Source organism: Bdellovibrio sp. HCB337 (assembly GCF_047302465.1).
GTDB lineage: Bacteria > Bdellovibrionota > Bdellovibrionia > Bdellovibrionales > Bdellovibrionaceae > JACMRP01.
Genome location: NZ_CP178621.1, coordinates 3,614,459 through 3,628,983, shown reverse-complemented (window position 1 = coordinate 3,628,983; position 14,525 = coordinate 3,614,459). Strand labels below are relative to the sequence as shown.

7 protein-coding genes are annotated in these 14,525 nt (G+C 46.1%); 6 read left to right on the top strand and 1 reads right to left on the bottom strand.

All coding sequences use genetic code 11. The features are described from left to right. Positions 1 to 291 precede the first annotated feature (291 nt). The 6 genes from ACLWBB_RS17435 to ACLWBB_RS17410 all read left to right on the top strand — a co-directional run bounded on the left by ACLWBB_RS17435 (position 292) and on the right by ACLWBB_RS17410 (position 10,274). Positions 292 to 4,536 carry a beta strand repeat-containing protein gene (locus ACLWBB_RS17435; protein ID WP_413288839.1) on the top strand — a complete coding sequence of 1,415 codons (4,245 nt, stop codon included), beginning with the start codon at positions 292 to 294 and terminating at the stop codon, positions 4,534 to 4,536. 229 nt (positions 4,537 to 4,765) lie between these two features. Continuing rightward, a complete protein-coding gene (locus tag ACLWBB_RS17430) occupies positions 4,766 to 6,052 on the top strand; it encodes a hypothetical protein (protein WP_413288838.1) in 1,287 nt (428 codons plus the stop codon). Between the two features lie 156 nt (positions 6,053 to 6,208). Next, positions 6,209 to 7,696 carry a hypothetical protein gene (locus ACLWBB_RS17425; RefSeq protein WP_413288837.1) on the top strand — a complete coding sequence of 496 codons (1,488 nt, stop codon included), beginning with the start codon at positions 6,209 to 6,211 and terminating at the stop codon, positions 7,694 to 7,696. A 412-nt stretch (positions 7,697 to 8,108) separates the two neighbouring features. Next, positions 8,109 to 8,660: a hypothetical protein gene (locus tag ACLWBB_RS17420; protein WP_413288836.1), complete on the top strand. Its 552-nt coding sequence runs from the start codon at positions 8,109 to 8,111 to the stop codon at positions 8,658 to 8,660. Between the two features lie 184 nt (positions 8,661 to 8,844). Next, on the top strand, positions 8,845 to 9,615 hold the full coding sequence (locus ACLWBB_RS17415; protein ID WP_413288835.1) for a DUF4423 domain-containing protein: 771 nt from the start codon (positions 8,845 to 8,847) through the stop codon (positions 9,613 to 9,615). After that, complete coding sequence (locus tag ACLWBB_RS17410) at positions 9,612 to 10,274, top strand: hypothetical protein (RefSeq protein ID WP_413288834.1); 663 nt, start codon at positions 9,612 to 9,614, stop codon at positions 10,272 to 10,274. The genes ACLWBB_RS17415 and ACLWBB_RS17410 overlap by 4 nt, the downstream gene beginning before the upstream one ends. Here ACLWBB_RS17410 and ACLWBB_RS17405 read toward each other — a convergent pair. Next, the gene (locus ACLWBB_RS17405) at positions 10,261 to 14,523 is read right to left on the bottom strand and encodes an LVIVD repeat-containing protein (RefSeq protein WP_413288833.1); all 4,263 of its coding nucleotides are present in this window, start codon (positions 14,521 to 14,523) and stop codon (positions 10,261 to 10,263) included. The genes ACLWBB_RS17410 and ACLWBB_RS17405 overlap by 14 nt on opposite strands. Positions 14,524 to 14,525 lie beyond the last annotated feature (2 nt).

Below are 14,525 nucleotides of genomic sequence, written 5' to 3'. Positions count from 1 at the left end.
AGCTTTCTTGAGGTTTGGCCGCGGCGCTGCTTAAAAAAGCTGCTCAACGGGCTAAATAGCGGTTTGCACAGCAATTTTAAAATTTAAGAAATCGGCCAAACTTTAGTGAGTTCAAATTAGTAAACAGAAAATTCAAAATATCAGATTGGGAATACCAAGTGTTTCTCACTACATCTCGATCATTTGCGGACTTTCAAGTTGAGTCCAAACTTTGCAATTAAACCGGTCAACCTGGGAAATCGAAATATTCATTGGATTTTTTGCGCCCTAATGAATCTTGGAGTTGGGACCATGTTACGAATTAAGACACCACAAAGCTTGGCGTTGTATTGCCTTGCTTTACTCATGACGACGGCTTGCAGCGATGCAAATTTGGCATTTAATGCTGAACCTGTTACCTGTGAAGCTCCAAGCTCCTCCGTTAAAAACGGCGCAAGCGGTCCCGTCATTCTTTATCCAACTATTGAAAGTGTTGTTCGCAATACAGTTAAAGTAACTGGTAGCTGCGTAAGCGGTGTTCAAGTTGAAATCAAAGAAGCTTCTGGAAACATTACTAAAGTAGACTGCGTAAACGGTATGTTCTCTTTAGATATGCAACTATCTGATGGCGATGGCCAAAAAGATTTGATGGTTCAACAAAACACTGCAACAGATGGTGGTTTGGTTGTCGATCGTCTTTGCTTCATGAAAGATACAGTTCCTCCAAATGTGACTATTACAAATGGAAACTCTTCTCAAAGTTCAAATACGACAAGCACTCAAGTGACAGGACGTTGTGAAAGCGGCCTGCAAGTGATTATTTCAGGTCCTGGCTTAGTGAATCCAGTAACGACTGATTGTAACAACGGAACCTTCACGGCGACTGTTCAAACCAACCCAGGCGATGGTACAAAAAACATCGTAGGGACTCAGGTAGACCGCGCTGGTAACCAAGGTGCCGCTTCAAGCACAGTCAATGTTGATATGTCAGCTCCTAATGTTCGCATTACTTCTACAATCCCTGCAGTAACCAATCAATCTAGTCTGACTGTTTCAGGTGTTTGTGAAACGGGACTTCCTGTAGAGATCGGCCAGCTTCGTGCTACGACTGCTCCAGCAGCAGCTTGTATCAATGGTACATTCACGACTTCTATTCCATTGCCAGGTCCAGATGGCGCTGTGACAGCGAGAGTTTTCCAAGTAGATAACGCTGGTAACATCGGTTTTGATTCTAGAAATCTTCTTAAAGATACAGTCGCTCCAAACGTGACTATCACTTCTCCGTTGGCAAATGTGTATTTGACTCCAACAAGTACTTTCACTGGTGCTTGTGAAACTGGTATCAATGTTCAATTGTCAGGAACAGTGTTGAGTGCGGCAACTTCAGTTGCATGTACTTCTAGCCAATGGACATTGACGACAGCTATCTCTGCCGGTCAGGGTGCAAAAACTCTGATTGCGACACAAACAGATGCAGCTGGTAACGTCGGTCAAAGACAACAAAGCTATATGGTTGATACAATTGCTCCAGCAATTGCAATCACAAGCCCTGCAGCTAATAGCTATATTGGAACTTCTTTCCAATTAGTGGGTACTTGCGAAACAGGTTTGACTGTTCAAATCGCTGGCGCAGGTGTTTTGCCTCCGACTTCGACTTCTTGTACAAATGGCGCATTCTCTGCAACTGTTTCTGCATCCTCTTTAGATGGCCAGAAGCTTGTAACGGCTTCTCAAACAGATGCTGCTGGCAATACAGGTTCTACTTCAAGAACTTTCTTGCGTGACAGCTTGGGCCCATTGTTAACAATTACTTCTCCTGCTAACGGCACTTATGTTGGTGCAAGCATGACTTTGACTGGTACTTGTGAAGCGGGTCTTACGATCACTTTCACAGGTGATGTTGCAAGTTCAAGCTCAATAGTTTGTGCTGCAGGTGGTACTTTTAGTGCTGGTCTTACATTGAGTGCTGGTGATGGTGCTAAAAACATCACAGCTCGTGAGGTAGACTCTGCGGGTAACGCAAGCACAGTGACTGGTAACTTCTTGAAAGATACAACAGCTCCGGTTGTTGCTATTACTTCTCCAGCTGCAAATACAACGGGTCAAACTGGTTTGACTGTCGGTGGTACTTGCGAAACAGGTTTGGGTGTTAGACTTACGGGCACAGGTGTAGCTTCAACAGTAAATACAACGTGCTCTAATGGAACTTTCAGCGCAGCAATTACCTTTAGTGCCGGTAGTGGTAGCAAACAAGTCATAGCTTCACAAACGGATTTGGCCGGCAATACAGGTTCTGACACAGAGACTTTCATCAGTGACTCTACAGCTCCGGCTGTGACGATCACTTCTCCAGCTGCAAATACCTACGTAGCTGCGACATTCACTATTCAAGGTGCTTGTGAAACTGGTTTGCAAGTGACATTGAATGGTGCGGGCCTTGCTTCTGCGGTTACAGCTGCTTGTACAAGTGGCGCTTATTCTGCAAACGTGACTGTTTCTGCAGGTGATGGCACTAAAGCTGTTACTGCGACACAAACAGACTCTGCGAATAACGTAGCTACAGCTTCAAGAAACTTCTTGCGCGATACTACGGCTCCGGTTTTGACAATCACTTCTCCAGCTAACGGAACAACTGCTCAAAACGGTATTACATTGGTTGGTACTTGCGAAGCAGGTTTGACTGTCAGTATCTCTGGTGCAGGCGTTTCTGCTCCAAGTTCAGTAACATGTGCTGCAAATGGCACTTATTCAGCAAACTTAAGCTTTAGCAACGGTGACGGTGCTAAGACGGTTCTTGTATCTGAAACAGATGCTGCTGGTAACAACAGCCAAGTAACAGGTACTTTCAATCGTGATGCGACTCCTCCAGCAATCGCTATTACTTCTCCGGCTGCAGATACACCTGCTCAAAATGGTTTGACCATCGGTGGTGCTTGCGAAGCTGGTTTAAATGTTAGCTTAACGGGTGGTGGCCTATCAGCGCCAATGACAGTGGCTTGCTCGGCTTCAGGCACTTTCACAGCGGATATTACATTTAGCAATGGCAGTGGTACAAAAACTGTAACAGCTTCTCAAACAGACGCTGTTGGTAACTCTGCATCTAGTTCAAGAAACTTCGTACGTGATTTGATCGCTCCGGTAGTGACTATCACGGCTCCTGCAGCAAATAGCTACTTGGCAGCGAACTTCACGGTACAAGGTGCTTGTGAAACGGGTCTGCAAGTAACTGTAGGTGGCGCTGGTGTTGCAACTGCGACAAGTGTACCTTGTAATGCAGGTGCTTATTCTGCAACGGTGGCTGTTTCTAGTGGTGAAGGCGTTAAAGTTGTTACGGCTTCTCAAACAGATGCTGTTGGTAACGTCGGTACAGCAACAAGAAGCTTCCAACGTGATACAGTAGCTCCAGCTTTGGCAATTACTTCTCCTGCTAATGGTTCTAGCGTTCCAGTTTCTGCAACTTTGACAGGAACTTGTGAAGCGGGTCTGGCAGTTGTTATCACAGGTAATATCACAAGCACTTCGGCTTCGTGCCCGTCTGGTAACTTCAGCACGACTATCACTTTCAGTGCGGGCCTTGGTGCTAAAAACGTTCAAGTTCAGCAAACAGATGCTGCTGGCAACGTAGGTACAGCAACAGCTCAGTATATGCGCGATTCAAATGGAAACTCTGAGACCTTCATCAGTGACGCGTCTTTCGGTAAGATCGATATCTTATTCATCGATGATAACTCAGCATCTATGGATCCTAAGCAAACGTCTTTGGCTTCTAAGTTCAACGGCTTTGCTTCTGAGTTGATGAATATCGATTGGCAAATCGGTATCACAACAACAGATTGCAGTACCGGTCCATTTGGTATCTGCGGTTCATTGTTGAACTTGACTGGTTATAGCAGCAAGATTTTGACTCCAAGTGTACCAAATTATCAGACGGTATTTAGTAACTCGATTCAACGTCCTGAAACTGCAGGTTGCTTGGATCGTGGTGACTGCCCAGCTGGTGCGAGTGAACCATTGTTGTCTGCAACGACTGCAATGAATAAACGCAACACTGATAACAACGGATTCTTCCGTGCTAACTCAGACTTGGCAATCGTAATCTTGAGTGACGCTGACGAAAGACAAACAGGCGGCGCTACTTATGCGAATAGACCTAATGAGTTAGTTCAGGCGTTCAGTACGAACTGGCCAAGCGGTAAGAAGTTGAAAGTTTATAGCATCATTGTTCAACCAGGCGACGCAACTTGCTTGGATACAATGAGAGCAGGCAGCAACGGCTTCAGCTTCTACGGTGATCTAGTGAACCAAACAGTGAACCTGACGTCTGGTTTAAGCACTAGCATCTGTGCTCCGGACTATACTGTTACTTTGAAAAGCATCGGTGAGAGCGTGAGAACTCTGACAAACTCAGTAGCACTCGCTCATACGCCTATCGCGGGTTCAGTGACTGTGACCTTTACGCCAAACCAATCTATTACATATAAGGTGATTGGTAATAAGGTCGTATTTGACTCTCCTCCGTCAGTGGGCACAGAGATCAAAGTCGACTATCAATACTAAAAATACTATCTCAATTTGAGACGCCGAAGTCCTCTCTAAAATATAGAGGGGACTTTGTCGTTTCTAGAGGTGGGAGCGCAAAATTGTCCCTTTTGACAGTTAGGACAATTTGGGCTCCTCAGGTGTCTTCTGTTTAGACAAAAAACTGAACTTAATGTGGAGAAGAAGCCACAATCGTCTCTGGCACCCCCGTTGCAATGATGAAAGGGAAAGCAGGAGGCGAATGTATATGAACCGCTTATCACAACTTTGTTATGGATTAATCGTAGTATTGGGTCTTGGTTTCAACGTTGGTTGCGCTAAAGGTAGCGCAGGATCTGATGTTAACTTCCAAACCGCAGAAGACTCATCACCTTCAGAAATTAACCCGGAAATTGATCCGGCGACTGTTTCTGAAACGACTAAGAAGTCTGCGCGCAAAAACAAAAACCCACATAAGTGCAAACAGACCAGCGAGAAGTGTTTCAGTGAAACATTTGAGCAGCCAAATCAACCTGCAAGCGCTGTGGATGTACTCTTCGTAGTTCAAACTTCAGAAGTTATCTCTAATGAGATCCAGACTGTTGTGAGTGGTATCAATACCTTCGTTAATAGTCTTCCAGAAGATACCGACTTCAACATCGGTGTGATGCTTTCACACGGAAGCACTTCAGCACTTTCTGGCCGTCTTTACCAAGCAGATGCAGAGCCTATCGTATTGAAGGCTTCTGAATTATCAAATGTAGATCTTCAAACTTACTTGACTGCAAAACTTACGAACTTGGTTGTAGATCCAGATGCTGGTGGCGGAGAAGAAGGTATGTTCTCACTCTTCCATGCTATTACTACACCAGCTTTGTTGGCTGAAGCTCAGGCCCAAGACTTCTTCAGAACAGACGCCGCTTTGGCGGTTGTTTTCATCGGTGACAGAAGAGACATCTGTGCGGTAGTTCCGCCAGGAGTGCCGGCTGAATCAAATCCTATTAAGATCGATGCTCGTATCCGTGACTGTGAAGGTTTGACGGCAGCGGGTCTTACGAATCGTCTTGAACTTTTAAAAGGCGACTTGCCAGTAGCGGTTTCTGGAATCATCTATGCTGATGCTCCAGCTCCAGCGGGCGAAGAAATCGGTTACGGTTACACAGATGTTATCGCTTTGAATGCGGGTGTTGCGATTGATATCGCAAACGACAACATCGCTGAAGGTTTGGAGTTCATCCTCGAGTTGAGCGGTGACCAAACACAAATCCAAAACGAATTCGTTCTTATGCACGAAAACATCGATCCGAAGAAGATCATCGTGACTGTAAATGGCGAAGGCGTTCCATTCAAGTTGATCGGTAATAAGGTTATCATCACTAGCGAAATCCCAGCGGGTGCAACTGTTGTGATCGCTTATTGCCTGAAGACTAAGCCAAGTTGCAACGGTCACCACCACGGTCACCGTAAGTGCCGTAAACACAAGACTTACAAGCACCACAACTGGTACGGACACGGTCATGGCCACAGCAATCACAACCACTACCGTCACCACTAAATAATTAAGGAACGATCCTGCAGAAAAGGCAGCCCCTCAAAGGCTGCCTTTTTTATTTTTGGCGGTGTCTCAGATTGAGAATTTCTATTCTGGAAATTTATTTTGACTACAGCCCCTTGGACTATTGTCCGATACTTTAATTACTGGGGATGAACTGTGAATCGTCATAATTTGTTAGTAGTTGCTTCATTTCTATTTGTAACCGCGGTAATCGGCCTCGAGTCTGATGCCATTGCCAATAGTGCTGTTCCTGTCGTCGACAAAAGCACCCAGGCAGACCCTGCGGATGTTGCTGCAATGGCTCCGCCGTTGGTAGCAGAAGGGTATAAACCCTCGGAAGCTGTTGAGGGTCTCAAGGCGATGGAAACATCCATGGCTAAATATGACGAGGTCAATGTCTCTGCAGACTATGGGAAAGTTCGAAAAGACCTGGCTACTTATTCTGAAGCCCAAGCGGCATGTCGCACCAAAGAAGATCGTGCCAATACATTTTGTATCGAGGCCCGAAATCCCGATGTACAAAAATATGTGATGGTTACTCAAACGCTGATGGCGGGTGTGAGCGGGATGATGGATTCTTGCAATAAATTTGGAAAGCTTATGAGCTTAGGAAACACGGCCTTGGGGCTTTATCAAGCTCAGTGCGGATCCTGGAAGGGTATGTGTTCTGCATCTTGTAGTGCTGCCGTAAGAGCCGTTAAATCAGCAAAAGCAAACATGAAGGTTCTTGAAACAAACTTTGTGACAAAAGCAAATGCTGTTTCGACGAAGTATAAAACAATGACGCCCCCTCAGCCTCAGATGGCTGCAAAGTACGACACCGGCGCACAAGAGATGAAGGCAAACTCTGATAGCTATTCGAAGTACTATTTTGATCGCGAGCTTAACGCAACAGGTGACTTTAAAGCCGTCGCGCAGAAATTGAAGACTTGTGAAAGCTATGCGGTTCAGCTAGCGACATCTGCGTTGGGTATCATCGGTATCGTGAAGTCGATGGGCGAAGCGAATAAGTGTGAAGAGGAAACTGACGTTGCGGCGACGACAGCGGCAACTCCTGTTGATTGTACTATTCCGGCGAACAAGCAAAACAATATGACATGTATTTGCCAAGATGCTCCTCGTACTGCTGGCTGTGACGGCGGCCTTGATAATGCGTTGGCTGCAAAAAGCGCCGATTCTTTGAGAGACGCCAGCACAAGTGGTTATATTCCAACTGCGGGCGGCGACAAGGTGAACCTTGGCGGTGATGCCGGTGGTATGGACCTTTCCAGCAAAGGCACTGACGGCGGCGGGGGCTCTTCTTCGCCAGGCGGCCCTATGGGCGGCGGCGGAGGCCTTGGCGGCAGTGGTGGCGGCTTTGGCGGCGCCCCTGATAAAGGCCAGGCTGCGAACAAAAGTGGACTGAATACAAACATCCTCGGTGGCGAGGGTGGTGGTGGAGGCGGCGGCTCTTGGGGCGGTGGCGACTATGCCGATCCTAGCCTTCGTCAGTACTTGCCTGGAGGCGCGAAAGACCCTGCGGCCAACGGCCTTGCGGGGCAAGCGGGCTCTCCGAAGGAAGTCACTTCTCAGGGCGGAAAATCGAACTGGGAAAAAGTTCGTGATCGTTATCGCGACAACAAGTCCTCTCTTCTGGGTTATTAATTAAACTCCAATCACATTCGTATCGTCGTTTGGCATTTCTATCTCGAGATGATGGAAATGCTTTTGCGTTTTTGTCCTCAGGATTTTTTGATATATAAATCACTAATTTAGTGATCGTTTCATAATGATATTACACATGTAAATCGACTATTTATGGACTCATAAACAATGTATTAATAACCTGAGTTCAAAAATATGTGATCATTTAATTGACGGGTGAAAAGGGATTTTGATATTCGAATTATGCAATGTTTGCGAGTGCTTACAGCAAATATGCACCTGAGGTGTTCATGGACTGAACGCTTCAAATTTTTTTTAGACAGTCTAAGTACCTTAAATAACTCAAGTGGTCCATGTGGCGCTGCCTTTGCACTACTCTTCATACAAATAGAAATTTAAAAAGGGGAATAAGATGCGCTTATCAGCTTATATTTTTGCGTTTGTTTTTGCCTTGGTTCTTATGAATGGACAAGAGTCTCATGGTAAGAATGGTGTTCAGGACCCTGCAAAAGAAGCAGAGAAAATTGCCAAGGACGCGGAGAAGGCCGCCAAGAAAGCAGAAAAGGATGCGGAGAAGCTAGCTAAGAAAGCGGACCGCATTGACTTGATTGCAAAGCTAAAAGTCGAAGAGCCAGCAGATGATGAAGAAGAAGTCGACGTTGATATCTCTGAACCAGAAGTGTCTCTCAAATATAGAAAGAAAGCAGATAGACTCCGTTTGAAAGCCGAAGCGGAAGGCTTTGCTGATGGCACGAAGCTGAGTATTTACGTTGTAATCAACAACGCCGAAATTCTAGTTACGACCTTGGAATTAGTCGGTGATGAAGTTGCCGCTCAGGAAATTGAATTTGACGAAGCTACGTGGCCAACTGGGGTCCCAAAAGATTTGGCCGCAGGCACGCCTGTTAGAGTAAAAGATATGAGTGGTGTCGTTGTGCTTCAGGGTACTCTCGAAGCTAAATAAGCCTTGCGCCTATTAGAATTAGCTCTAAAGCCAACCGAGAGGTTGGCTTTTTGTTTTAAGAACATGAAGAAACCTTTAGATTTGCGTTCCATACCTTAGTGAATTGGAACAAATTTTATAGGGTTTATACCCTTCGTGGAATTTTACGTTGAAACTTGTCAAGCTTTGGTCAATAGGTGTGGTCATGACTGAGCACGACCAAAACTCTGAACTAGTTAGATTTCTAAAAGATAAAATTGCCGAGATTCAAAGTCGGAACAGCCGCATGAGTCTTCGTTCCATTAGCATGAAGGTGGGTATTTCTGCCGGACGCATGGCAGATCTTACGAACGGCAAAAGACCGTTGAGTCAAAACTACGCTCAAAAAATCGCAAAAGGTTTGCGCCTAAATAAAGAAGACCGCATTAAGCTTCTGTCTTTGGTTTCTGTGCCTTCTCGCAAACGTGTCGTGCCTCGTGTTTTGACGGACTCTGAAATCAGTCAAATCTCTGCATGGGAAAACTATGCGATCTTAAGCCTTCTGAATACGATCGATTTTGAATCTTCGGAAGAGTGGATCGCACAGCGTCTTGGCATCTCGGTAGAGCGAGCTCGAGTTTGTGTTCAAAGTATGTTGAGTCTAGGCCTTCTTCAGCAGGGACCATTGGGGCTTGAGCGCGCTAACGACAGCGTCGGCACGCCTTATGATATTCCTAGTAAAGCAGTACAAGAGTGTCATCGCCAAGATATCTTGAAAGCATTGGATGTTCTTGGAAAAGTGTCGCCAAAGGTGCGTGACTTTTCTTCAGCGACGATGGCGGTAGATATCAGTAATTTTAGCGAAGCCAAAAAACTCATCGTAGAATTTCAGCAGCAAATGATGCGCTTATTGGAAAGCGGTCATCAGACGGAAGTTTATAATCTTAATGTCCAATTATTTCCAGTGACTGAAATTCAAGAGGGGGGCCTTTTATGAAGTTCGTTTTGATCCTGGTAAGTCTGTTATTTCCTTTCGTTTCAATGGCATTTGACGGAGATACTAAAAGCAACGGCGGTGACGTAGTTGCTTGCACAAATAACCGTGGCAATATTAACTATGAACTTTTTGACCTTTATGAAGGCAGACGTCTTTATGGATATGAACCGCGTTATTCTGTCGCTTGGGATAAGCCGATTGAGCTTGTTCAGGAAGTTATTCAAAACCTGAGAAAGTACGATCCCATCAGGGCCGACCTTTATCAGCGCTTCGCCGATTCTTTGTACGCTGAAGTTCGTTATGTTTTTTATCCTCTTTACGATATTCGTGACGAGGGCGTGCGTTGGGTTCCTCAGAACTGTAACCTAGAGCAGGTGGTATGGCAGCTACGCACTCCAGATGCGGATGGAAAAAAGTACTACTTCAACCGGACTATTTTCAATAAATTGGATCCACAGACACAAGCGGCACTTTACATTCACGAATTCGTCTATCGCGAAGGGCTTCAAGCCGATCCTTTTAAGTTCCAAACCTCAGTGAGTGTACGTTATTTTACGGCGTTCTTATTCTCTGCTAAGTTTATGGATTCGACTTTGGAAGAGTATCAAAAGAAAGTCGAAGCTGTTGGCTTGAAGGTAAACCCAGTTAATCCACAGTAATCCAGTTGGTGCCGTCACAATAGCGGTACCGGTTGGTCGTCGAATAGAAGTCTAATGCACCCTTGGCAGCCGTAGGCGTGGTACAACCAGAGCCTCCGGCGCCGGGCACAGTGCCCATCGCTTTCCATAAAGAACCATTGCAGAATCTTAAAACATTGTTTGTGGCGTTGTAGTCCATTTGGCCGGCAACGGTGCACGAACCATCGTTAATTTCAGGTGCATTCTCGATGACATGGACGACGTTCGCGCCTTTCGAGAATGCATACGAACCCGATTTAGCCACGTCTTTTGAAATAAAACCGGTACTGCCAATGATCGCCGGTGCGGCCGGATTGCTGACATCCACTATATACATTCCTAAAGTGGTTGAGACATAGGCTGTAGTCCCAGAGACATCGACTTCACTCACGGTGAAGCCTAACGATACAGAGCCGACGACACTTGGTGATGCTGGAGTAGCGACATTGACAATAGTCATTTTTGTGCCAGCTCCGACATAAGCATAGTTGCCAGAGACTGTGACCGAGGCCGCGAATGAAAGATTGGTGGCGTCTACTAAATTTGATACTTGCGTGGGTGATGCCTTGTTGCTCACATTTATGATTGTGAGGGAGTTGTTCATATCACTAGCAACATATGCGTAGTTTCCTGATACAAAAATATCCATCGGGCCGTCAGCGACACCTGAGAAATACGTCATTGATACTTGGGTTGGTGCGCTCGGAGTTGATACATCGACGATGGTAATGGCATCTATATATCGTGATAGAACGTAAGCGTATCCGGCATCCACATAGATATCCGTGTAGTCTCCCCAAAGGAGATCAGTAAGTGAAACTAATGATAAAGATGCCGGGTTCGAGATGTCGACAATGGCAAACACCGAGTCACCATTGGCAGTGACGTACAAATAATTTCCGATGATTTTCAGCCCGCGCGGCGCAATTAAACCGGGAATGTACAAGCTTCCCGCTAATGTCGGTGCTAGTGGATTTGAAATATTGATAGCCGAGATATATCTCGTGTCGTTGGAGATAAATGCATAGTTACCACTGATTTCAATTTCGCCACCATCGCCGATACGAAGACCATCAGCAAAAGATTTTGCACTTGTCGCACCGGGGCCGACGGCCATTTTGTAAATACAAAGCTTTTGATCGCCATCCATGTAACCGACGTAATAGTTGCCAGTAATAGCTCCTTGGCCAATGCTGGACCCACTTGTAGCTCCGCAATAGGTTGCTGCACTCACCTTATGGGAAGCTACTACAGATGCCGGATTTGAAATGTCGAATTGCACTGTGGTATTACCGGACTGAAAAATCATGGAGTTGCTATCTACAACATCGAGGTCGCCTGAAGCATAGTCATTTTGTACCGAAGCGACATAAGTTGGCAGTGCCGGATTGCTGACATTGATAGTGGCTATGTACTCGTAACCGCCATTAACGACAGCAATATGGGCATAATTTCCGACAACGGCGATGGCGCTGGGTTGATTCAATAAAGTTGAACTGGTTATATCACCGACAATAGTTGGTGAAGCTTTATTCGTGATATCTATAATCGTGAGCGAGTCTGCGGTAGATGAAACAACGTAGGCATAATTTCCTGAAACGAAAACGGATTTGGCACAGTCAAGCTTCGTCGCGTGTTGAACAGAGCCTGCCAAAGTGGGGGCGGTCTTACTGGTAATATCAATAATCGATAGTCGGTCGGCGCTACAGGCGGTGACGTAGGCGTAATTTCCGACGACCACTACGTCGTTGGCCCCGTCAGCATATGTTGTATTCTGGTATTTACCGCTATAAGTGGGGGCAGCTGGGTTTGTCACATTATAAATTAAGAGGGCATCTGCTCCACTATCACTAATAAAAAGGTACCCTCCAGATTCATCTACTTGATTAGGCGAATTCATATTGGTGTTATCGGTCAGTGTAGAAGCCACTGTCGGCGCGTTTTTGTTAGTGATATCCATGATAGTCAAGAAACGTTGACTGATGGGATTATAATAACCGACTAAGTAGGCATGGTTGCCAGAGCTTGAGAGATCCATACCATACATGTTGCCAAGGGCTCCGGCATAGTATGTTTTACTTGAAAAGGTTGGGGTTGTCGGCGTTGAAATGTTATAAGAGCTGACAAACGTATAATCGACAGTGAAGACATAAGACCCAGCTAGGACAATATTAATAGGGATATAACTGTTTCCAGCCGAATTTCCAGACAGTGTTGGAGCTGCCGGATTTGAAATATTCACGGAGGTAACGGCCCCAGGATTATACCCTCTGGCAACAAAGGCATAACTTCCTGAGACAACTACGGCTTCAGCGGAGCTGAGACCGCTCAGAGAACCTGCAAGCGTTGGGCTGGCCGGAGTCGTTACATTGACAATGCTGAGGCGCCCAGGAGTATTTGCTGTTACATACGCATAGTTGCCCACGACTTTTACGTCGGTCGCTGTCTGGAGATTGGTATTGTCTTGCAAGCTGCCAGTCAGGGTAGGGGCTGCGGGGTTACTGATATTGACGATGCTAAGTCGATTTACCGCATATGCAGAAATATAGGCATAATTTCCCGACACCACAATTCCGCCGCAATAGTTGCCTGAAGGCGTCGAGCAGGTATTGTTCAGATTCGTCGTGTCTTGAAGAGTGCCCGTAACCGTCGGTGAACCTGGGGTTGATATGTTTATTATCGTAAGTCTTGCAGAGGATCCCGTTGTGACATAGGCGTAATTCCCCGAAATAAATATTTTCTTCGCATCAGCCAAGTTCGTGGCATCAGTAAAAGTAGTGACATGGGTTGGGGCTGAAGGAGTGGTGATATTGAAAACCACCAGCTTCGTGTCACAGACAACGAAAGCATTAGATCCCGAGACCGCGATGCCGTCGCAGTTTAGTAAAGCAGCATTGGACAATTTGGTAAGATAGGTCGGAGTTGCCGGTGTCGTGATATTGTAAACCATGAGGTAGCCAGGTGAGTTATAGATCTGACTTTCTGCGACTGCATATAAATAGTTACCTGAGACGGCGGCTGAGAGCATTCTATCAGATCCCGGGTCGGTAAAGGTCGAAGCGACCACATTGGTCACTTGTTTTTTAGAGGAACTATCTGAAACGAATAGTTGGCCAGTACTCATTGCGCTGACTATAAGTTTTCCGCCGCTCTCTGCGCAGTACGACGCGGTAACATCACCATATGAAATGTAGGCCATTTGTGCTGGCGCTGTGGGCGTGGAAATATCTACCGACGTTAAATAGTTATAACCGGATCCGCTTTGGACGACAAAAACTGTAGTGCCCGAAATACAAATATCAACTGGCCTATTCCAGCCGTTGTAATTGTTGCCGTTTTCCAGGATACCGCCGGCAATGGTGGGACTCGATGGATTGCTTATGTCAATCACGGCGAGGTCGTCTCCGTCATAAGCGACGACGTAGGCGTAGTTTCCAGAGACAACCACTGCGTCTGCGCCATTAAGATAATTAGAGGTGGACTGGACGCTGCCTTGAACAGTTGGTGCGGATTTTGTGGTGACGTTTACGACAGTAAGCCGATCTGAGTAGACGGCGGCCACATAAGCGTAGTTTCCGACGACGTACACGCCTTTGGCACCATTGAAGTACGTCGAGTTCACGAGCTTCCCGGTGTAAGTGGGGCTGCTCGGAGTAGAGACATTGAAGACTGCAATGCCATTGGTAATGGTGATATACGCATAGCCGGAAAGGACGAAGATCTCTTGGGCTGCAGGTAGGTTCGTGGCATCAGTTATAGAGCCAACAATTGTGGGCGTAGCCGGGGACGAGATATCAATGACGACGAGAGTGCTGTTATTGATGACATACAAGTAGGTGCCAGAAATAAAAATATCTGTAGGGTTGGATAAAAGCGTGGAATTTACTAAATGAGTAAGGATAGAAGGGGAGTTGACATTGGTGATATCCATAACGGCGATGGAATCCGCCCCCGGATTTGCGACATAGGCATAGTTTCCGTAAACCGCGACACCTGTGGGGTTGCTAATTCGCGGAGTTGTATCGGTTATAGAGGCTACAACACTCGGGCTTCCGCCCTTTTTCATATCAATCCAGCTGGTGCCGTCACAGTATTCAAAAGTGTTTTTGGTGGTGTTGTAATTAATTTTGGCAATAGTAGCCGCGGGGCTTGTGCAATCGGCCCATGCTGTCGCACCGAATGCGAAGCTTGCTAAAGCTAGCAGTATTTTATATCCCCCGAAACGTCCCACAG